The sequence below is a fragment of the Erythrobacter ramosus genome, from assembly GCF_009828055.1.
Lineage (GTDB): Bacteria > Pseudomonadota > Alphaproteobacteria > Sphingomonadales > Sphingomonadaceae > Erythrobacter > Erythrobacter ramosus.
Window position 1 is genome coordinate 942,593 of sequence record NZ_WTYB01000002.1, and the last position, 19,301, is coordinate 961,893.

19 protein-coding genes are annotated in these 19,301 nt (G+C 65.1%); 12 read left to right on the forward strand and 7 right to left on the reverse strand.

The genetic code is table 11. From position 1 onward, the window contains the following. Position 1 precedes the first annotated feature (1 nt). The 4 genes from GRI59_RS11125 to smpB all read right to left on the reverse strand — a co-directional run bounded on the left by GRI59_RS11125 (position 2) and on the right by smpB (position 5,427). The gene (locus GRI59_RS11125; RefSeq protein ID WP_160761225.1) at positions 2-1,519 is read right to left on the reverse strand and encodes a DUF4139 domain-containing protein; all 1,518 of its coding nucleotides are present in this window, start codon (positions 1,517-1,519) and stop codon (positions 2-4) included. 101 nt (positions 1,520-1,620) lie between these two features. Beyond that, positions 1,621-4,089 (reverse strand): response regulator, encoded by a 2,469-nt coding sequence (locus GRI59_RS11130; RefSeq protein ID WP_419866806.1) that lies wholly within the window; start codon positions 4,087-4,089, stop codon positions 1,621-1,623. A gap of 85 nt (positions 4,090-4,174) precedes the next feature. Further along, positions 4,175-4,786 carry a DUF2062 domain-containing protein gene (locus GRI59_RS11135; protein WP_237440780.1) on the reverse strand — a complete coding sequence of 204 codons (612 nt, stop codon included), beginning with the start codon at positions 4,784-4,786 and terminating at the stop codon, positions 4,175-4,177. A gap of 158 nt (positions 4,787-4,944) precedes the next feature. Then, positions 4,945-5,427 (reverse strand): SsrA-binding protein SmpB, encoded by a 483-nt coding sequence (gene smpB, locus GRI59_RS11140; protein ID WP_160761226.1) that lies wholly within the window; start codon positions 5,425-5,427, stop codon positions 4,945-4,947. Positions 5,428-5,530: 103 nt separating this feature from the next. Here smpB and GRI59_RS11145 point away from each other — a divergent pair, with 103 nt between their 5' ends. Beyond that, the gene (locus GRI59_RS11145; protein WP_160761227.1) at positions 5,531-6,595 is read left to right on the forward strand and encodes a succinylglutamate desuccinylase/aspartoacylase family protein; all 1,065 of its coding nucleotides are present in this window, start codon (positions 5,531-5,533) and stop codon (positions 6,593-6,595) included. Here GRI59_RS11145 and dapA read toward each other — a convergent pair. Next, positions 6,592-7,479 (reverse strand): 4-hydroxy-tetrahydrodipicolinate synthase, encoded by an 888-nt coding sequence (dapA, locus tag GRI59_RS11150; protein ID WP_160761228.1) that lies wholly within the window; start codon positions 7,477-7,479, stop codon positions 6,592-6,594. The genes GRI59_RS11145 and dapA overlap by 4 nt on opposite strands. 102 nt (positions 7,480-7,581) lie before the next feature. Here dapA and GRI59_RS11155 point away from each other — a divergent pair, with 102 nt between their 5' ends. The 10 genes from GRI59_RS11155 (at position 7,582) to GRI59_RS11200 (ending at position 16,039) form a co-directional block, all read left to right on the forward strand. Continuing rightward, the gene (locus GRI59_RS11155) at positions 7,582-9,534 is read left to right on the forward strand and encodes a lytic transglycosylase domain-containing protein (RefSeq protein WP_160761641.1); all 1,953 of its coding nucleotides are present in this window, start codon (positions 7,582-7,584) and stop codon (positions 9,532-9,534) included. 8 nt (positions 9,535-9,542) lie between these two features. Then, positions 9,543-10,022, forward strand: a complete 480-nt coding sequence (gene greB, locus GRI59_RS11160; protein ID WP_160761229.1) for a transcription elongation factor GreB — start codon at positions 9,543-9,545, stop codon at positions 10,020-10,022. Further along, positions 10,015-10,473, forward strand: coding sequence for a hypothetical protein (locus tag GRI59_RS11165; RefSeq protein WP_160761230.1), 459 nt, complete (start codon positions 10,015-10,017; stop codon positions 10,471-10,473). Before greB ends, GRI59_RS11165 begins: the two co-directional genes overlap by 8 nt. A gap of 61 nt (positions 10,474-10,534) precedes the next feature. Further along, positions 10,535-11,791, forward strand: coding sequence for a dual-specificity RNA methyltransferase RlmN (gene rlmN, locus GRI59_RS11170; RefSeq protein WP_160761231.1), 1,257 nt, complete (start codon positions 10,535-10,537; stop codon positions 11,789-11,791). Beyond that, positions 11,788-12,384 (forward strand): class I SAM-dependent methyltransferase, encoded by a 597-nt coding sequence (locus GRI59_RS11175; protein ID WP_160761232.1) that lies wholly within the window; start codon positions 11,788-11,790, stop codon positions 12,382-12,384. The genes rlmN and GRI59_RS11175 overlap by 4 nt, the downstream gene beginning before the upstream one ends. Continuing rightward, on the forward strand, positions 12,381-13,031 hold the full coding sequence (locus GRI59_RS11180; protein ID WP_160761233.1) for an MOSC domain-containing protein: 651 nt from the start codon (positions 12,381-12,383) through the stop codon (positions 13,029-13,031). The genes GRI59_RS11175 and GRI59_RS11180 overlap by 4 nt, the downstream gene beginning before the upstream one ends. Positions 13,032-13,165: 134 nt before the next feature. Next, on the forward strand, positions 13,166-13,621 hold the full coding sequence (locus GRI59_RS11185; protein ID WP_160761234.1) for a glycine zipper 2TM domain-containing protein: 456 nt from the start codon (positions 13,166-13,168) through the stop codon (positions 13,619-13,621). 159 nt (positions 13,622-13,780) lie between these two features. After that, positions 13,781-14,566 (forward strand): SDR family oxidoreductase, encoded by a 786-nt coding sequence (locus GRI59_RS11190; protein WP_160761235.1) that lies wholly within the window; start codon positions 13,781-13,783, stop codon positions 14,564-14,566. Beyond that, positions 14,563-15,297 carry a cytochrome b/b6 domain-containing protein gene (locus tag GRI59_RS11195; RefSeq protein ID WP_160761236.1) on the forward strand — a complete coding sequence of 245 codons (735 nt, stop codon included), beginning with the start codon at positions 14,563-14,565 and terminating at the stop codon, positions 15,295-15,297. Before GRI59_RS11190 ends, GRI59_RS11195 begins: the two co-directional genes overlap by 4 nt. Continuing rightward, positions 15,290-16,039 (forward strand): molybdopterin-dependent oxidoreductase, encoded by a 750-nt coding sequence (locus GRI59_RS11200; protein ID WP_183363602.1) that lies wholly within the window; start codon positions 15,290-15,292, stop codon positions 16,037-16,039. The genes GRI59_RS11195 and GRI59_RS11200 overlap by 8 nt, the downstream gene beginning before the upstream one ends. Here GRI59_RS11200 and GRI59_RS11205 read toward each other — a convergent pair. Further along, positions 16,036-16,476: a DUF1801 domain-containing protein gene (locus GRI59_RS11205; RefSeq protein ID WP_160761238.1), complete on the reverse strand. Its 441-nt coding sequence runs from the start codon at positions 16,474-16,476 to the stop codon at positions 16,036-16,038. The two genes, GRI59_RS11200 and GRI59_RS11205, sit on opposite strands and share 4 nt — an antisense overlap. Positions 16,477-16,571: 95 nt before the next feature. Here GRI59_RS11205 and GRI59_RS11210 point away from each other — a divergent pair, with 95 nt between their 5' ends. Next, on the forward strand, positions 16,572-17,840 hold the full coding sequence (locus tag GRI59_RS11210) for an SAM-dependent methyltransferase (protein ID WP_160761239.1): 1,269 nt from the start codon (positions 16,572-16,574) through the stop codon (positions 17,838-17,840). Here the strand turns inward: GRI59_RS11210 and GRI59_RS11215 are convergent. Beyond that, complete coding sequence (locus GRI59_RS11215) at positions 17,780-19,159, reverse strand: acyltransferase family protein (protein ID WP_160761240.1); 1,380 nt, start codon at positions 19,157-19,159, stop codon at positions 17,780-17,782. The two genes, GRI59_RS11210 and GRI59_RS11215, sit on opposite strands and share 61 nt — an antisense overlap. Between the last annotated feature and the right edge of the window lie 142 nt (positions 19,160-19,301).

A 19,301-nucleotide genomic window follows, 5' to 3' on the forward strand; every position in this document is an offset into this window, starting at 1 on the left:
CTCAGTAGCGGGTTTCGTAGGTGACGCGGATCACCCGTTCACCCTCGGCCGGGATCGGGACGATGAAGCGCCGCTGGTCATTGTTGAGCTGCTCGCCCTTGATGTCTTCGGACGTGATTCGGAAATCATCCGACCACCAATTGCGGTTGAGGCCGGTTTGGGTGAGCTGCACCTCGACAGGTTCGGCTTTCGCGTTGGTCAGGGTATAGCGCATGGTGGTGCGATAGTAGGTCTTCGGGCGCTCCAGCGTAACCTCCTGCACGACCTTGCCATCCTCAACCACGCGGTAACGCGCGCTCTTTTCCCATTCGTCGGCGGTGATAGTTTCACGCTTTTCGACTTCGGACTTGACCGTGATGTCGAAGGCCTCGCCCGTCACCAGCGAAAGATCGCTGCCCATCGGGGTGTGGGAGATCGCTTTTTCGCCGATGAACTGCGGCGTGCCCTCGCTGTCGCGCTGGTAGAAGCGCACGGTGCCTGCCGGGAGCGCATCGCCGAGGCCCTGATCGCGCGAGGTTGAAAAGGCGATACGGCTTTCGACGTTCTCCGGCTCCTCCTCATTCTGTTGCCAATAAACGCTGTGCGAATAGATCTTACGCGCGGCCACGCCCTGTACGTCGAGGAAGCTGACCTGCTTGGTCTGCGCATTGGCGACCGTGGTCCGCGCAGATATCGGGTAGAGGTAGAAATCGCCCAAGCGCTCGCGGCTGGCTGCTTCGGTGCCGGCGCGGGTCATGCCGCGATCGCCGAAGCTGCGCCCGCCGCCCGAGCTTGCATCCCCCGCACTCGCCGGGGCGCCTGCGACCAGCACGTTATCGGCCTGATGGAAGGTGGTGCCGGTCTGGTTGGTCAGCGTCACCCAGCCCTGCATGTCGATGGTGCCGCCCTTCTCGTTGTAGAGCGCGACATAATCCGCGCTCCAGCCGAGGCCGTTTGTAAGATAACGCAGCGCCACAGGCCGGGTGCCGGCGCGGGTACTGTCAAGATTGACCGAGAGCGTGGGGCGCGCGCGCAGATTGGGCGGCACGCGGTCAAAGATCACCCGCACCGGCAGGCCATCATCGCGCAGCACCTCGATCCGCTCACCGATCTTCAGCACCGTGCCGCCCGCGACCGAGAGCACGGTGGCGCGCTCGCGGGTTTCGACGCCGGTGGCGGGGTTGGTGCGCAGCAGCGTGACGCTTTGGCCGACGGCTTTCTCCATCAGCTTGGTCGGGGTGAGGAGGTCGTAATCGAAGTTCTGTTCGATGATAGTGGTGTTCGCGGCGGCAAAACTCAGCGTCTGGGGCTGAATCTGGGCCGAAACGTCGGGGAATTCGACCCGGGTTCTGCCTTGGGCAATTGGGAGCTGGCGCACGTCCTGCACCAGCGCGATGTTGTTGTTGTAGATCGTCAGAGCAACCTCGCCCTGCGCCGACTCGGAGCGGGCACTATCGTCCGATGTCTGCGCCGCAGCGCCTGCCGCCAGCAAAGCCGCCGCCGATACGCTGCACATAGCGCTCAATGCCCGGTCAATCATCTCGTCCCCTCCTGCCTCATGACAATCAGGATGAACGACTTGGACGCTTTATCCAAGGTGAATGGAGCGCTTTACCGCCGAAAAGGGGCATCGAGCGCGGCTTACGCCCCGGTGGCTTGCACCGCCCGCGCCTCGCGCAACACCGCGCCGACCTTGTCGCCGATCGAGGCGACGCTGAAGGGTTTGGCGATGAAGTGCATGTCGGGAATGTCGATGTCGCGGCGGAGCTGTTCCTCGGCATAGCCGGACATGAACAGCACCGGCATTTCCGGCAGTTTGGCACGGATCGCGCGGACCATTGCGGGGCCATCCATCCCCGGCATCACCACGTCGGAGACGACGATGTCGAACTTCGCCGTGCCCTCGGTGATCGCGGCGAGGCCCTCTTCGCCATTCGCGCAGGCCGTGACGTCATATCCCGCCCGCGCCAGCGCCCGTTCGGCGACGATGCGGACCATGTCCTCGTCCTCGACCAGCAGCACCTTGCCGCCCGCCGACCAGTCGGACGAGACCAGTTCCTGCACCGGGCGCTTCTTGGGCATCTCGCCGCGATGGACCGGGAAATAGACCGTGAAGCGCGCGCCGGTGGGATGACCGGCCTTGTCGGTGATGTTGTCGGCGAAGATGAACCCGCCCGATTGCTTGACGATCCCGTAGGCGGTCGACAGGCCCAGCCCTGTGCCCTTGCCCTGTTCTTTGGTCGTAAAGAACGGCTCGAACAGCTTGGGCAGCACGTGCGGCGGGATGCCGCCGCCGGTGTCCTGCACGATCAGCACGGTGTAATCCGCTGCCGGGAGCACCTCTGAACCCAGCTGGATGACCTGCTTGGCCTGCAAGGTGCGCGTGTAGAGCGAAATCCGCCCCTGCCCGCTCCCGCGTGACTGGATCGCATCGCGCGCATTCACGGCGAGGTTCATAATCACCTGCTCCAGCTGCTGCGGATCGGCGCGCACCGGGCCGAGGTTGCGATCATGCTGGACGTAATAGGTAATCTTCTCGCCGAGCAGCCGCTTGATCAGCGGGCTGACCTCGCTGACCACGTCCGGTAGCTGGATGATCTCGGGCCGCAGAGTTTGCTGGCGCGAGAAGGCGAGTAATTGCCGGGTGAGCGCGGCCGCGCGGTTGGAATTGGCGCGAATCTGCTGGATATCGTCATAGTCACTGTCACCCGGAATATGACGCAGCAGCATCAGATCGCAGGTGCCGATGATGGCGGTGAGCACGTTGTTGAAATCATGCGCGACCCCGCCAGCAAGCTGGCCGACCGCCTGCATCTTGGTCGCCTGAGCCACCTGCCGCCTCAGCTGGTTTTCCTGAGACGTATCGGCCAGGCTAAGCAGCACCGCCGCCTCGCCCAAGCCGCGCACGCCCGCGAGGCCGAGCGAGACCGGTTCTTCCGGACTGCCCACCAGCCGCACGGTGACATCGCCGCTTGTCGCAGGCCCGCGCCCGTGACGGCGCACGGCGTCCGACAGCGCAGCCTTGTCCTCGCGCACCACCAGATCGGTCGGGAATTGCGGCAGGCCCCGCCCTTCGCGCGCAACCGAGCGCAGAAACGCCTCGTTGCCGAACAGGAAGCGCCCGTCACGGTCGGTCATAGCAAGACCCAGCGGCAATTGCGCCAGCAGCGCATCAAGCTGAGCGACGCCCGCTTGCGAGGCCCCGTCCCAGCCAGAACCGATGCCCACGCCGCTATCGATCAGCAGCATCAGCGAAGTCGCCTCGTCCGGCCCGGCGGCGGTGACGCGCTCCTCAGGATCGACAAGCGGAATATCGACCAGCGTCTGCGGCGTGCCGCCTCGTCCTTCGCGGGCAAAGAAAATCCGGTCCCGCTCGTCCGAGCGCAGGAAGCTGACAAAGTCCTGCCCCACCAAGGTCGCGCGGTCATCGCCCGCCGCCCGCTCGGCAAAGCCGGAGCTGACCGAGCGGATCACGCCGTCGGCGGTGGTGATCGCGGTTTCGATCCCAGCGCGGCTCAGCATTTTGCCGAATGGTCCCGCCAGATCGAGCGGGCCAAGGCTGTCCGCCCGCGCGCGGGCAATCGGGCGCAGGCGCCAGATCAGATGATCATCCCCGCGTCCGGCGCGGGTCGCTTCAATCTGCCAGCGGGTTTCGTCCAGCGCCTCAAGCGTCTCGATCGACGCCGAACCATCTCGCCACGCATTGCGCGCGAGCAGCGTGACCGCCTCCTGCCCTACACGCCCGAACGGCAACGCTGGCGGCGCGGCATTGGCGCCGAAACTGTCGAGGAAGAACATGTTGGCGCAGACCATGCGATTGGCGCGGTCGGTGATGGCGATCGCCTCACCCGCGCGCTCGATCGCAGCGACGGTGACGCTCCAGTCAGGGGCGCCGATACCTTCGCTGGCAGGCGCGCCGCGCATCCGGTCGAGCAGCACCACGCCGCCCAGCATCACGCCCGCTGCCAGCACAAAGGCCAGTGCCACAATGCCGCTGCCGGTGGCGAAGAACAGCACAGCGGCGCTCGCCACCACTGCTCCGCCCAGCGCAAGCAGCAGCTTAGCGGGAGGTGCGTCGTTAGGCCCGCTTGCGTCATTCGCAGCGGGCACAGCATTCGAATCATTGCCAAGGCGGCGGGACAAGCAGGCAGGCTCCTGTGGCTCAGGGATCGCGGGAGGCGCGGAAAGGAACTTCCTACTGCGTGCCGAGCCGCTGGTCGAGCCGTGCTTCCATGACCTTCAACCGTCTGGCGCGCTTGCGGGACACTACAGCGCGCCACACCCAGACCGACATGACATAGCCGATAACTGGCGTGACCAGCGACAGGACCAAATACCCGACAATCGCGGCGAAGCCGACATCGAAGATATTGGTCAGGACGCTCCACATCCCATCATCAGCTGGTGCAGTGACAATGACCGGAGCTGTGGCCCCCAGATGCAGTATGAAATCGCCGATCTTGTAAGCCAACGCCATCCAGAACGGCAGCGTGAGGGGGTTGGTAACAAAGGTCACCAGCGCCGCCAGCGGCACATTGGCCCGCGCCGGCAGTGCAAGGAAGGTCGAGATCAGGATCTGTCCAAGGGGAAAGATGAACGCCGCAAACAATCCCAGCGCTACCCCACGCGGCACCGATCGGCGCGTAAAGCGCCACAGTTCGGGCGAAAGCACGCGGTGCGCGACCGGAGCCAAGAAACGGTTCTGCGCCATTTCCTCACGCGTGGGCGTATTCTTGCGAATAACATCCATTGCCCAGGTCTTGGACCGGAAACTGATGCTGCTTTTGCGGGGCGGTGGGATGCTCATGCGCGATCGCCTTGCCGACGCTCAGGCAGGTGCAGGGGGGCGACGGTATCGCAGGAGGCATGCCGGGGGCGCATTGTGGATACCGATATGGGTAGCATAGCCTTGGTGACCAGTAGGTGAATCCGGGCCTTGGTGAGTATTTTTTCGCTGGCGGCGATTTACCCGCGATCCCGCATCAGCCGCGCCTTGTCGCGCTTCCAGTCGCGATCCTTGGTGCTGGCGCGCTTGTCGTGGGTCTGCTTACCCTTGGCGAGCGCGAGTTCGACCTTCGCCCGGCCGGTGCTGTTGAAGTAAACCATCAGCGGCACCAGCGTCATGCCCTTGCGCTCCACCGCGCCGACGAATTTCTCGATCTCGCGTTCGTGCAGCAGCAGCTTGCGCGGGCGGCGCGGTTCGTGGTTCAAGCGATTGCCGTGGCTGTATTCGGGGATGTTGGCATTGATCAGCCAGACCTGCCCGTCCTTCACCTCGGCATAGCTTTCCGCGATGCTCGCCTCGCCCGCCCTCAGCGCCTTGACCTCGGTGCCTTGCAAGGCGAGCCCGGCCTCGAACTTGTCCTCGATATAGTAATCGTACCGCGCACGGCGGTTTTCGGCGACGATCTTGAGCTTGTCGAAGGTTACAGGTTTGGGGCGTGCCATGGGATGCGCGATGTAGGAGTGCGAGACGCAAAAAGCGAGGGCCTTTGCGCTTGGCGCCCTTGCGGGCTATCGCTTGGTGCACGCAGCACGGGGGCCTGGCCGCATGAATAGTCCTGAACCCTTCATCATCGCCGGCGAAAGCATCGCGCCCGGCACCATGCGCGATGTCGCCTTCCCGATCACTACGATGGCGACCGGCACGGCGTCCTCGTTGGCGGTGCGGGTGCTGCACGGCGCAAAGCCCGGCCCGGCGGTGTTCGTGAGCGCGGCAATCCACGGGGACGAGATCATCGGCACAGCGGTGATCCAGCGGCTGGCGAAGAAGCTAGATCCGGCGGTGCTGGCGGGAACGGTACTGCTGGTGCCGGTCGCCAATATCTTCGGCTTTATCACGCATTCGCGCTACCTGCCCGACCGGCGCGACCTCAATCGCAGCTTTCCGGGGAGCGCGGGCGGATCGCTGGCGGGGCAGCTTGCCCATGTGTTCTACCGCGAGGTGGTGGCGCGCTGCCAGCTGGGGATCGACATCCACTCGGCCGCGATCCACCGCTACAACCTCCCGCAGATCCGCATCGCGGCGGGCAACCGCAAGCTGGTGGAACTGGCGATGGCCTTTGGCGCGCCGGTGATTATCGAGAGCCCATTGCGCGACGGGTCATTACGCGATCTTGCCCAGAAGCACGGCGTCGACATGCTGCTGATGGAAGCGGGCGAGGCGCTGCGGTTCGACCGGCTGTCGATCGAAACGGGGGTCGAAGGGGTCGAGCGGGTGCTGGCGCATCTCGGCATGATCGAGGCGGATGACGGCCTGAGCGCCGTCGGCATCCCGGCCCGCGCCAACCGCTCAGTCTGGGTACGCTCCCCGCGCGGCGGCGTGGTGCAGATGGTGCGCGAATCCGGCGATCCGGTGCGGAAGGGCGATGTGCTCGCCTGCGTCGCGGGCCTGTTCGGTGAGGAGCCGCAGGAGATGATCAGCCCTTTGGACGGCATCATCATCGGCCATGCCACCCTGCCGGTGGTGCATCAGGGCGACGCGCTGTTCCACATCGCCGCAATCGACCATCCCGAACGGGTCGGTGCCCAGATCGACACGATTACCGAAGCGATTCTGGCCAGCGAACCGCAAGGCAATGCCGAGCGCCTGCTGGACGAAGACGAGGTGGTCTAGGCCTCCAGCACCCCGGCCAGCACCAGCGCCTCATCCACCGCGCGCTTGGCTTCGTCCGAGGCTTCGACCAGCGGCAAGCGCACTTCCGGCTCGATCCAGCCATGCACGCGGCTCAGCGCGTACTTCACCGGCGCGGGGCTGGCGTCGGAGAACATCGCATAGTGCAGCGGGAACAGGCGGTCGTTCAATTGGCGCGCCTTCTTCAACTCGTTCGCCGCGATGGCTTCGTGGAACTCGGCGCATAATTTAGGCGCAACGTTCGCCGTCACCGAAATGCACCCGCGCCCGCCCGCCGCTGCGTGGGGCAGCCACAGCTCGTCATTGCCCGAAAGCTGGCAGAATTCGCGCCCGATGCCCATGCGGTGATCGGCGACGCGCGACAGGTCGCCGCTGGCATCCTTGATGGCGATAATCCGGTCGGGGTACTTGCGCACCAATTCCACCACCGTTTCATCAAGCAGGTCGGTCACCGTGCGCGCAGGCACATTGTAGAGCACGATCGGCAGGTCGCAGTTTTCCGCCAGATAGCTGAAATGCGCCACCAGCCCACGCTGGCTCGGGCGGTTGTAATAGGGGGCGACGCAGAGGCCCGCTGCTGCGCCTGCCTTCTTGGCGAAGTTCATGTGGAGCTGGGCGTTGCGGGTGTCGTTCGAGCCGCAGCCCGCGATCACCGGCACGCGGCCGGCTGCCTGCTCAATGCAGACTTCGATCACGCGGTGATGCTCGGCGTTCGAGAGGGTCGAGGCCTCGCCCGTCGTCCCGCAGGGCACCAGCGCGGCACTGCCGTTTTCGATCTGCCAGTCGACCAGCCGCCGGAATGCGGCCTCGTCAAACGTCCCGCCGCGGAAAGGAGTCACCAGAGCGGGTATCGAACCGCTGAACATTGCCTTTGTCCTGCCTTCATCGCTAGATATCAGTCGAAGCGGGCATCCCCCGCCTTCTTTCGTTCACCGCCTGATAAGGAGCCGATTGGCACTATGTCCAGCATGGTCCGTTATTCTTTGTTCTCGTCACGGATTTATGCTGCGCTCGGGCTGACGCTGGCGGGTTTTGCGGTGCTGCCTGCCACTGCGCAGAATCTTTCGGGGAGCGACAACCTCGTCGCCCGTCAGCCGGCCGCGATCGACGCTGCGGTGGCGCGCTGGGAGGTGCTGCAAGCCAGCCGCACCCATACCTTCGCCGACTATGCGGGCTTCGTGCTGGCCAATCCCACCTTCCCGCGCGCCGATATCCTGCGCCTGCGGGCAGAGGCCGCGCTGGAGAACGAGGCTCCGCCGCAGGCAGAGCTGCTGCGCTATTTCGATGCGAACCCGCCGCTGACCAACCCCGGTCGCGCGCGCTATGCTCTGGCACTGGCTGCGATGCAGCACCCCAAGGCCTTCGAAGAAGCGCGCCGTGCCTGGCGCGGGGGCGCGATGAGCGATCCGGTCGAGCTGTACATTGCCGGACTCTACGGCGCGCAATTCACGCCGGAAGATCATGCGGTGCGGATGGATGCACTGCTGTGGCAGGGCAAGGGCGATGCCGCCTCGCGCCAATTGGTCAATCTGTCAGAGCCCGACCGCCAGCTCGCCATGGCCCGCCTGTCGCTGGTGCGCGGTGCGCGGCCCGAGATGTCCGGCCTCGCCGTGCCAGCGGGGGCGGAAGCCGAACCGGGCTACACCTTCAATCTGGTCAAGTTCCTGCGCTCGACCGGCCAATCGGGTGAGGCCGCGCGGGTTTTCACCAACCGTCCAGGGTTCAACCGCCCCGCCCTTGATCCCGAGGCTTTCGTGGGCGAGTTGCTGTCCCTCGCCAAAGCTACCGGCGCGCGCGATGCGGCCATGATCGCCGCCCGCACCGACGATCTGTTCGCGCCGGGCACCGATGTCTCGCTGATGAGCTTCACCTTGCGCGATCGCTATACCGATCTGATGTGGCTCGGCGGCACGCGAGCGCTGTGGGACATGGGCGACGGCACCACCGCTGCGCCGCTGTTCCAGCGCTATGGCGATGCGGCCAAGACCCCGTTGACCAAGGCCAAGGGCTATTTCTGGGCCGGACGCGCCGCGCGGCAAGCAGGCAATGGGGCGGATGCGGCGCGCTATTTCGAAATGGCCGCGCGCTGGCCGGAATATTACTACGGCCAGCTGGCCCTCTCAGAGCTCGGCCGGTCGATGCCGTCCTTTGCCGGTCTCCCGCAGCCCGCAATGGACCCGAGCGTCCGCGCTGAGTTCGAGAGCCGCCCGCTGGTCAAGGCGATCCGCGCGCTGGCCGTCAGCCGCCGCGACTGGCGCACCGAGCGCCGTTTCTTCGAAGCCTTGGGCGACGAGGCCGATACGCCGACCGAAATGCTGATGGCCGCGATGCTCGCCAACGAAGTTGGGCTGGACGAGATGGCGGTGGTGCTCGGCATGAAGGCGGGTGAGAACGGGCTTTCCAGCCTTGAGCGAATCGGCTTTCCGGTCGTTGCGACGCCGCCTGCTGTCAACGACTGGGTGATGGTCCACGCTATCGCGCGGCAGGAAAGCGAATTTGACCGCACGCGTGAAAGCCATGCCGGTGCGCGCGGGATCATGCAGTTGATGCCCGGCACCGCGCGCGAACAGGCGGGCAAGCTCGGGATGCAATATCTCTCCGCCGATCTGACCGGCGCTCCGCAATACAACATCACGCTGGGCGATGCCTATTTCGCGCGAATGATGAATTATTACGGCGGCGCCTATCCGCTGGCGGTGGGCGCTTACAATGCCGGGCCCGGCCGCGTGAACGAATGGCTGCGCCTCAACGGCGATCCGCGCCGGGGCGAGATCGATTGGGTCACGTGGGTCGAGAAGATCCCCGCCAATTTCGAAACGCGCTATTACATCATGCGCGTGATCGGTAATGCGGTGACCTATTCGCATATGTACCCCGATCGGGCCGGACTACCGCGTCCGGTTGACACCTTCCTGCGCTGAGCCTGCCCGTGAAGCCGCAGGGGCAACCCATCACGCCTGCGGGGATGGCGGCATTGAAGGCGCGATACGACCAGCTGCTCGAAACCGACCGCCCGGCGATTGTCGAGATCGTCAGTTGGGCGGCGGGCAATGGCGACCGCTCCGAGAATGGCGACTACCTCTATGGCCGCAAGAAAATGCGCGAGATCGACCGCGAGCTCACCCATCTGATCAAACGGATGAAGGCGCTGCGCGTGGTTGATCCTGCCGCGCAGGTGGACCGCAGCCGCGTGTTCTTTGGTGCACGGGTCACCATCGCGGACGAGGACGACGATCAGCAAACAGTGCATCTGGTCGGCGATGACGAGCAGGACGCGAGCGCAGGGCAGATCGGCTGGAACTCCCCGCTCGCCCGGGCGCTGCGCGGTGCGGGCATCGGGGATTTGCGGGTGGTCAGCCTTCCCTCCGGCACGAAAGAGTGGGAAGTGCTGGCCATCAGCTATGACTAGGTTCGTGCTTCTCGCCCTGCTGCTTCTCGCCGCGCCTCTTGCCGCACGAGAGAGTCTTGGCGTCTATGACGGCTGGGCGGCGTTCAAGGATGCCAAGCCCTTGCGGTGCTATGCAATTGCCAAGGCGCAGGGCAAGCCGCCCGCGCCGGCCTATGCCACGGTCTCCAACTGGCCGGATCGCAAGGTGCGCGGGGCGCTGCATCTTGTCCTGTCGCGTGATGTGGCCGCAAAAGGCAGTGTCAGGCTCACCGTGGGGGATAAGCGCTTCGATCTGGTCGCCAAGGGCCGCAATGCGTGGGCGGCGGATGCGCGCGCGGATGCGGCCATTGTCGCCGCGATGCGCTCCGCCAGCCGGATGAGCGTGTCAGGCGGCGGCTTTACCGACCGCTACACCCTCTCCGGTGCCGCCACGGCGATTGATGCGGCGACCGTGGGGTGTGCCAAGCGGTAGCTCTCGTCCCCGGGACGGGGGATAGTCAAATCTCTCCAACCCCACTATATGCGCGGATCTCATGGCCGATACTGCACTCATGTCCATTCCGGGCCTCGTTGACCCGGTTCCCGCCACGCGCGACATCACGCCGCGCGAAGACGGCCGCATTGACCTGATCGGCCTGCCCCGCCCACGCATCCGCGAGCTGTTCGCCGAAGCCGGGCTCGACGACAAAGCTGCCAAGCTTCGCGCCAAGCAAGTGTTCCATTGGCTCTACCACCGCGGCGTCACTGATTTCGAGGCGATGACCGACATCGCCAAGCCGATGCGCCCGTGGCTCGCAGAGCGCTTCGTGATCGGCCGCCCGGATGTGGTCGAGGCCCAGCATTCGGTCGACGGCACTCGCAAGTGGCTGCTGCGCACGGCTGACGGCCACGATTTCGAGATGGTGTTCATCCCTGATGAAACCCGCGGCACCCTGTGCGTCTCCTCGCAGGTCGGCTGCACGCTCACCTGTTCCTTCTGCCACACGGGCACGATGCGGCTGGTGCGCAATCTCACCCCCGGCGAGATCGTCGGGCAAGTGATGCTGGCGCGCGATGCGCTCGGCGAGTGGCCGCGCGGCACCATGATCAGCGATGCCGACGTGATCGACGAGGATGACGAGGCGGGTCACTACACTGCCGATGGCCGCCTGCTCACCAACATTGTGATGATGGGCATGGGTGAGCCGCTCTACAATTTCGATCACGTGCGCGATGCGCTGAAGCTGGTGATGGACGGCGACGGCCTCGCCCTCTCGAAGCGCCGCATCACGCTGTCTACCAGCGGCGTCATCCCGATGATGGAGCGCTGCGGCGAGGAAATCGGCGTGAACCTCGCGGTCAGCCTCCACGGCGTGCGCAAGGAAGTGCGCGACGAGTTGGTGCCGCTCAACAAGAAATACGGCATCGAAGACCTGCTTCAGGCCTGCGCCGATTATCCGGGTGCGAGCAACGCGCGGCGCATCACCTTCGAATATGTGATGATCAAGGACAAGAACGACAGCGACGATGACGCGCGCGAACTTGTCCGCCTGCTGCGCCAGTACAACCTGCCTGCCAAGGTCAACCTGATCCCGTTCAACCCCTGGCCGGGCGCCGGTTACGATACCTCGACGCCCGACCGCATCCGCAGCTTCTCGCAGATCGTGTTCGAGGGCGGCATCTCCGCCCCGGTGCGCACGCCAAGGGGACGCGATATCGATGCGGCTTGCGGGCAGCTGAAGACAGCCGCCGAGAAGAAATCCCGCGCCCAGCGTGACCGCGAGGCGGCAGCAGCAGCGGCGGACGCTTGAGCACCGATCCGGACACGATCGCTTTCTATCAGGCGCGCGCGCCGCATTATGTGCTGAAATTCGGACAGTCACACAGCTACCAGCTCGATCCGTTTCTCGATCGTCTGCCGCATGGTGGACGGGTGCTCGAACTTGGGTGTGGCGGCGGGCAGGATGCCGCGCGGATCGCGGCGCGCGGATTTGAGGTCGATGCCACGGATGCCACCCCCGCCATGGTCGCCAAAGCCAACGAGCGCTGGAATGTGGGCGCGCGGGTGATGGCCTTCGATCAGCTTGATGCAGAGGCCGCCTATGACGGCGTCTGGGCGCACGCCAGCCTGCTCCACTGCCCCCGTGAAGCCCTGCCCGATGTGCTCGCCCGCATCCACCGCACCTTGCGTCCCGGCGGTTGGCACTTCGCCAGCTACAAGCTGGGCGCCGACGAAGGGCGCGACAGCCTTGGCCGGTTCTACAACTTCCCGACGGCCGAATGGCTCGCCGCCCAATATGCCGTGCTGCCCGACTGGGAAATTGTCGAGACCCGGCATTACACCGCTGGCGGCTTCGATAATGTGGAGCGCGACTGGATCGACCTCATCGTGAGAAAGCCATGACCCTCTGGACCGTCGAAGCCGTCTGCACCGGCACCGCCCGCCCGTTCAACGGCGCGGAATTGAGCGCGATCACCAAGCGCCCGCGTGAAGGCTTGGTGCAGGTGCTGGAAGAAGGCCTCGCGCCTGACGAACAGGCCGACCGATCTGTGCACGGTGGGCCGGAGATGGCGCTGCACCTTTATCCACTCAATCACCATGCATGGTGGCGAGGGATAATCGGCGACCATCCGGCATTGGACGAACCCGGCGGGTTCGGATCGAACCTTGCCGTCACCGGCCTTACCGAAGACTTGGTCCACATCGGCGACCGCTTCCGCCTCGGGACTGCGCTGATCGAGGTGAGCCAGCCGCGCCAGCCGCGCCAGCCGTGCTGGAAGATCGAGCACCGCTTCGGTCACAAGGGCATGGTCGCTCAGATCGTCAAGACCGGGCGCTGCGGCTGGTACTTCCGCGTGATCGAAACTGGCGAAGTCGCGGCGGGCGATTCGCTTGAGCGCGTCGCTATCGGCGCGGCGGACTGGAGCGTTTCGCGGGTTTTTCGGGCACTGGTTGCAGGCAAAGCGACAGCCGAAGAATTGGCACAGCTGGCCGATCTCGGCGCGCTCACCCCGCGCCTGCGTAGCAAGGCCGCAACCCGGCGCGGCTGAGCCACGGTTCAGCCCGAAGCGCCCCCAGCTGAACAAATCTGGCGGTTTCCTGAAAGCCGTGTTCATCCTGCGTTCGAGTAGTCTGAACGAAAAGGGGGTTGCTCCATCGGGGAGCCGCCACAAGGAAGAATGACATGAAAAACCTTGCCCTGCTCGCCGCCGCCGCCGGATCGATGGCTGTCTTTGCCGCCCCCGCGCAGGCCGCCGAACTGCCTGCTGCGCCCGCGTCGATCTTCGCCAGCTTCAATGATAACGCTGCGCCCTTCACTACAGTCGCCGCTTGGGGCGACGATGATGATGACTGGCGCGACCGCCGCGACCGTCGTCGTTATCGCGACCGCGACCGTGACTGGGACGACCGTGGCCGCCGCCTCTCGCGCAATGACCGCGTGTGGCGTGGGAACGACGGCCGTTACCACTGCCGCCGCGACAACGGCACCACCGGCCTTGTGGTCGGCGCCGTCGGCGGGGCTCTGCTCGGCCGGACCGTCGACACCCGCGGTGACCGCACGCTCGGCACCATCCTCGGTGGCCTCGCCGGGGGTCTGCTGGGCCGCGAAATCGATCGCGGCGAAGCACGCTGCCGCTGATTGCTAACCTCTGACGGGCTGAACGCCGCTGGTCCCACCGCCAGCGGCGTTCTTGCCCGTTCAGCTTTCACTCGCAGGGGCCGCGCCGCGCTCCCCGATTGAAGCGCGGCCCCTGCCCTGTTAGCGCTGGGACATGCCCCAAATCTCAGACCGTGCCTCATGATCCGCCCTGCCGTGCTTGTAACCGGCGGGGCGACCCGCATTGGCGCTGCGATCGTGCGCCGCTTTGCCGAGGCCGGGTGGCACGTGGTGATCCACTACCGCGCATCCGGCATCGCGGCCGAAGCGCTCGCCGCCACCTTGCCCTCGGCCGAGACCATCGCCTTCGACCTTGCCGATGATGAGGCTGCCGTCTCCGCTGTGACGCGGCTCGCGGCGCGCCTGCCTGACTGGCGCTGCCTCGTGAACTCCGCCTCGGTTTTTGATTATGACGGTGTAACCGAACTCGATCCCGCCACGAACCGGGCTGCGATGCAGATCAACGCACTTGCCCCAGCCCGCCTTGCTCAGGCTTTCATCGCCGACGCGGTGAGCCCCGCCATGCGCTGCGTGATCCACGTCACGGACATGAAAATTGAAAATACGAACCCCGATTTCTTCAGTTACACCATGTCCAAACACGCGCTGGCAGCCACGATCGGGATGCTGGCCAAGGGAAATCAGGACAAGGGCATCAGGGTCTATGGCCTTGCGCCGGGGGCCGTGCTAGCCAGCCATGACCAACGCGAGGAGGAGACCGAAATTTCACACCGCCTCAACCTGCTTCAGCGCAAGACCGGCGCTGACGAGATCGCCGATGCGGCGCTGTTACTGAGCAGCGGCGCGCTCGAAAGCGGGCAGAGCTTATTCATCGACAGCGGCCAGCATCTGCTCGATCAGCCGCGCGATGTCATCTGGCTCGCCCGCGAACAGGCCCAATCACCGGGACCGGGGGCATCGGCATGAAGAAGCACGTGCTCTCGACCCGGCTATGGCACTGGGTCAACGCCGCCGCGATCATCGTGCTGTTCATGACCGGGCTGAATATTTCGAATGCCCACCGCTATCTCTACTGGGGCGATTATGGCTTCGATCCCAAGGATGCCTGGCTGGGCGTCATCAAATTCCCCGGCTGGGCGACGATCCCGCAGCATTATAACCTTGCCCTCGCGCGCGACTGGCATACGACGGCGGCTTGGCCGTTCGGCGTCGGACTGCTGTTCATCTGGGTCGCCATGCTGGTCAACGGCCATTTTCGCCGCGACCTGACCACCACCCCGCGCGACTGGACGCCGGGTGCAGTGATTTCATCGATCAAGGCGCATTCGGGCGACGCGGCAGCGCAAGGCTACAACCCGGTGCAGCGCATTCTTTATGGCATGGTGTTCGGCGTGCTGTTGCCGTTGATGCTGTTCACGGGGCTGGCGATCAGTCCCGGCTTTCAGGCGGCTGCGCCGTGGCTGCTCGATGTGCTCGGCGGGCGGCAGAGTGCGCGCTCGCTACATTTCATCGCCGCTTGGGGAATTTTTGGCTTCTTTGTGATCCACATCGTGCTGGCGCTGATCGATTGGCGGCTGATCCTCGAGATGTTCACCGGCGGCAGGCGCGCGGATGCTGCGGCCCCGCCCGCCCCCGCTCCAGCACCACCCGAGCCCGATGCCATGCCCCCCGAAGATGGAGCGCCCGCCCATGGTTGATCTGCCGCGCCGTTCGCTGCTTGCCGGGATCGCCGCCATGGGCGCGGCGGCCTGTTCGAAGATCAACGAGAGCGAGACCGCCAAGAGCCTGTTCAAGGCCGCTGAGGACGGGCACCGCATCACCCACCGCGCGCTCGCGGGAAAACAGGGTCTGGCACCCGAGTATTCCCGCGCCGAAAGCTCGCCCACATTCCGGGGCAATGGCTCGGTGACGGTCGCCGATCCGTTCTATCAGGAGCAGCTCGCCCGGGGCTTTCCCGAATGGAAGCTCGAAGTGAAGGGGTTGGTCGAAAAGCCGCTCGCTCTCACGCTCGCAGAGGTCAGAGCACTCCCGCAGCGCACCCAGATCACCCGGCACGACTGCGTCGAAGGCTGGAGCGCGATCGGCGAATGGCAGGGCCCGCAGCTCGCCGCTCTGCTCGATGCGGCGAAGGTCAAGGAAGGGGCGAACTTCATCGTCTTCCGCTGCGCCGATGTGCTCTACGGGCGCGACTATTACGAGAGCATCGACATGGTCGATGCCTATCACCCGCAGACGATCATCGCCCACACCCTTAATGGCGAGCCGTTGCCGGAGAAGAACGGCGCACCGCTAAGAATGCGGATCGAGCGGCAGTTGGGCTACAAGCAGGCGAAATATGTGAAGGCGATCGAAGCGGTCGCCAGCTTCGACGATATCGGCCAGGGCAAAGGCGGGTTCTGGGAGGATGTTGCCGGCTACCAGTGGTACGCCGGGGTCTAGTCTTCCGGGAACAGCCGCAGCATCGTCTGCCAATCCGCTGCGACGATGTCCTCCAGCACAGCCAGATCGATATCGGCGAGCTTGTTGACATAGAGGCAGCTCTTGCCGGTGCTGTACTTACCGAGCCGTGCCAGCTTTTGGTCCCTGCCTGCGGCGGTGATGTCGTCGCAGTAGCCGCCCATCAGGTAGAGTGAGTGCTTGGCCTTCCTCGGACTGAAGCCGGTGCGCATCCAATGCACATCGCGCCCGCTTTCGTAGGTCGTGCGGTAATCGCCGTAGCCGATAATGCTCGGCCCCCACATCTTGGGCGCTTCGCCCGTCACCCGACGGAACATCGCGTCCAGCACGCGGGCCTCTTCGCGCTTGGCCGGCGGTTCGACCGCGGCGAGAAAAGCCTCGACCGGCGTTTCGGTCATCTGTGTCTTGGCCTCAGTCATGTTCTTCCCCCTAACCGGCCCTTTTGCTGCACCGCGATATTGCGAAAGCTGTCAGGTGCGGTAACCCGGCAGGATTGAACCACGAAAGGAACGCCATGAGCAAGCCACTCCTCGACCGGTTTTTGTCGCGCGCTGTCAAGCTGGGCCACCTCGGCATAGTGTTCGCCGATGGCAGCGCCAGCACCTATGGCACGAGCGCGCCCGGCTTTCCCGAGATCGTGTTGCGCTTTACTGATGCCCGCGTGCCGCGCGACATCGTGCTCGACCCCCGCCTCGGTGCGGCGGAGGCCTTTATCGACGGGCGGCTGCTGATCGAGGAAGGCGACGTGATGGGCCTCGTCAGCCTGCTGCGCGCCAACAATCCGTGGGACAGAGGCGGCGATATCGGCAAGCCAAGCCGGCTGAAGCGCTGGATCAACCGCGCGAGCTTTGCCGCCGAACAGATCAACAACCGCGTCGGCTCCAAGCAGAATGTCGCGCACCACTATGACATCGGCAATCCGCTCTATGCCCTGATGCTGGACGCGGAGCATTGGCAGTATTCCTGCGCCTATTGGCCTGAGGGCGTCACCACGCTGGCCGAAGCGCAAGGCGCGAAGCTGGCGCATATCGCGAAGAAGCTGGCGCTGAAGCCGGGGCAGGAGGTGCTCGATATCGGCTGCGGCTGGGGCGGGATGGCGATCCATCTGGCCAAGCACCACGATGTGCGGGTGACCGGCATCACGCTGTCCGAGGAACAGGCTGCGCTCGCCCGCGACCGGGTGCGCGCCGCAGGCGTCGCCGACAAGGTGACAATCCCGCTGGAGGACTACCGCGACACCGCCGCCAGCGGGCGCCGGTTCGACCGGATCGTCTCGGTCGGCATGTTCGAACACGTGGGCCGCGCGCAGTTCGAAACCTTCTTTGCCGATTGCGCGCGGATGCTGGCGGATGACGGGGTGATGCTGCTCCACACCATCGGCCGCTTCGGCGGGCCGGGCACCACCGATGCTTTCACCCGCAAGTATGTCTTCCCCGGCGGCTATATCCCCGCCCTGTCCGAGACGCTGGCGGCGAGCGAAAAGGTCCGCCTGATCGCCGCCGATGTCGAGACGCTGCGGCTCCACTACGCCAAGACAATCCGCGCCTGGTATGCCAACTGCATCGCCAATCGCGAGGCGATCATCGCGCTGCATGATGAGCGATTCTTCCGGATGTGGACCTTCTACCTGGCCGGCGCGGCGACCGTCTTCGAGAATGGCGGGATGTGCAATTACCAGATCCAGTACATCCGCAGCCGCCATGCTCTGCCGATCACGCGGGATTATCTGATCGGGAGTTCGGGCGGCTCGCCCGATGATCCCGGACGGTTGCGCGGGCGATAGACAGGGCCAAAGCCCATCAGCGCCGCGCCCACCAGCGGCAGCGCGATTACCCACCAGCGAACACCGGATACGCCTTCAGGGCTGGCAATCGTCAGCCCTGCCGTCGCTCCGAGCCCTGCGCAGATTGCCACTACGCCTAGCACTGCCCGCAGACGCGGCACGGTGCGACCGCCGCGGATCGGGCCGAAGCTGCGCTCATGCCGCGCGAAGATGGCGATCATGGGGAGCAGCGCGAGGATATAGACCGCGATCCAAAGCGGACGGCTCGCCCACCATGCGCCCGTGCCCGGAACAGTATCGAGGCCCACCCCGCCCAGTACCAGCCAAGCGACGGTCATCACCAGCACAAAGGCGGTAAGGTGCCACAGGAACACGGTCATGATCATCCCGTTCATGAGCACCGTCGCAGTCCAAATGCCGACGTGGTCGAGCATACGCCGCCCCGCCGGCTCCAGCGCCAGCACCAGCCCGATCTGCACCGCTCCCAGCGCAAACAGCGCCAAGGTCGGCGGAAGCGAGTTGGAAAAGCCGCCCGGCGCGGACACCATGGAGACGGGGTAGAAGCCAAAGACCGTGATCGATACGAGGATCGCCAGCGACACCGCGAACCACACCCATGCAAACCACGTCGCTGCAAACTTGCCCGCGCGCCAGGCAAAACCGAGCTGGTGGATACCGAGGAACACCCAGAGGAAATTGGTGAAGTTGACCCACGGCACCTTGGCCGTGAAAGTCAGCCAGTCGGTCAGCATTGCGGCAGGGATGAAGACGGCAAAGCTCAGCCACCCGAACCGCTGCCACGCGCGGTAGGCGATCGGCGTGAAGGCCGTCACCAGCAGATAGACCGCAAGGAACCACACCGGGATCAGGGCCGCCTCGGTCGCCATTCGGATCTGTTCGCGCGGCAGGCCGGCCTGCGTCAGGATCAGCGCCAGCGCAGCCCACAGCAGCAGCACCGGGAACGTCGGCGTGATCAGGCGCTGCACCCGGCTCGCGAGCCAATCGCGATAGACGCCGTCCTGGTCGCGCGGCGCCTTCGCGGTGGTCGCCGCCCAGCTCACCGAATTGGAATAGCCGCCGACCAGGAAGAACACCGGCATCACCTGAAAGCCCCAGGTCAGCCAGTGGGTCCATTCGGCCACTGACAGCAGGTCACCGCGCCGCAGTTCGCCGGAGGCATCGACATAGAGACCAGCCATCAGCCAGTGGCCGATAACCACCGCCATGATCGACACGGCGCGCAGAAAATCGACCCAGCGGTTACGCTCGGGCGGGGTCAGTTCCGCCAGTTCGCGCGCCTTGCTCCACATAGTCAGCATGCAATCCCCTGTCTGGCCGCGCTAATGACGCCATCCTTCGGGGACTTAGCAGCAAATTCTGAAAGGAGGATTGCTGCCACGGCGTCCATCCCCAGCCACGAAAGGCCGATTGCCCCCGCGCCTGCGCGCTGATAGGGGCGCG

Coding starts and splice junctions, on each gene's coding strand:
- GRI59_RS11125 (WP_160761225.1), bottom strand. CDS start 1,519: ATGATTGACCGGGCATTGAGCGCTATGTGCAGCGTATCGGCGGCGGCT.
- GRI59_RS11135 (WP_237440780.1), bottom strand. CDS start 4,786: ATGAGCATCCCACCGCCCCGCAAAAGCAGCATCAGTTTCCGGTCCAAG.
- smpB (WP_160761226.1), bottom strand. CDS start 5,427: ATGGCACGCCCCAAACCTGTAACCTTCGACAAGCTCAAGATCGTCGCC.
- GRI59_RS11145 (WP_160761227.1), top strand. CDS start 5,531: ATGAATAGTCCTGAACCCTTCATCATCGCCGGCGAAAGCATCGCGCCC.
- dapA (WP_160761228.1), bottom strand. CDS start 7,479: ATGTTCAGCGGTTCGATACCCGCTCTGGTGACTCCTTTCCGCGGCGGG.
- GRI59_RS11155 (WP_160761641.1), top strand. CDS start 7,582: ATGGTCCGTTATTCTTTGTTCTCGTCACGGATTTATGCTGCGCTCGGG.
- GRI59_RS11165 (WP_160761230.1), top strand. CDS start 10,015: ATGACTAGGTTCGTGCTTCTCGCCCTGCTGCTTCTCGCCGCGCCTCTT.
- rlmN (WP_160761231.1), top strand. CDS start 10,535: ATGGCCGATACTGCACTCATGTCCATTCCGGGCCTCGTTGACCCGGTT.
- GRI59_RS11180 (WP_160761233.1), top strand. CDS start 12,381: ATGACCCTCTGGACCGTCGAAGCCGTCTGCACCGGCACCGCCCGCCCG.
- GRI59_RS11185 (WP_160761234.1), top strand. CDS start 13,166: ATGAAAAACCTTGCCCTGCTCGCCGCCGCCGCCGGATCGATGGCTGTC.
- GRI59_RS11190 (WP_160761235.1), top strand. CDS start 13,781: ATGATCCGCCCTGCCGTGCTTGTAACCGGCGGGGCGACCCGCATTGGC.
- GRI59_RS11195 (WP_160761236.1), top strand. CDS start 14,563: ATGAAGAAGCACGTGCTCTCGACCCGGCTATGGCACTGGGTCAACGCC.
- GRI59_RS11200 (WP_183363602.1), top strand. CDS start 15,290: ATGGTTGATCTGCCGCGCCGTTCGCTGCTTGCCGGGATCGCCGCCATG.
- GRI59_RS11205 (WP_160761238.1), bottom strand. CDS start 16,476: ATGACTGAGGCCAAGACACAGATGACCGAAACGCCGGTCGAGGCTTTT.
- GRI59_RS11210 (WP_160761239.1), top strand. CDS start 16,572: ATGAGCAAGCCACTCCTCGACCGGTTTTTGTCGCGCGCTGTCAAGCTG.
- GRI59_RS11215 (WP_160761240.1), bottom strand. CDS start 19,159: ATGCTGACTATGTGGAGCAAGGCGCGCGAACTGGCGGAACTGACCCCG.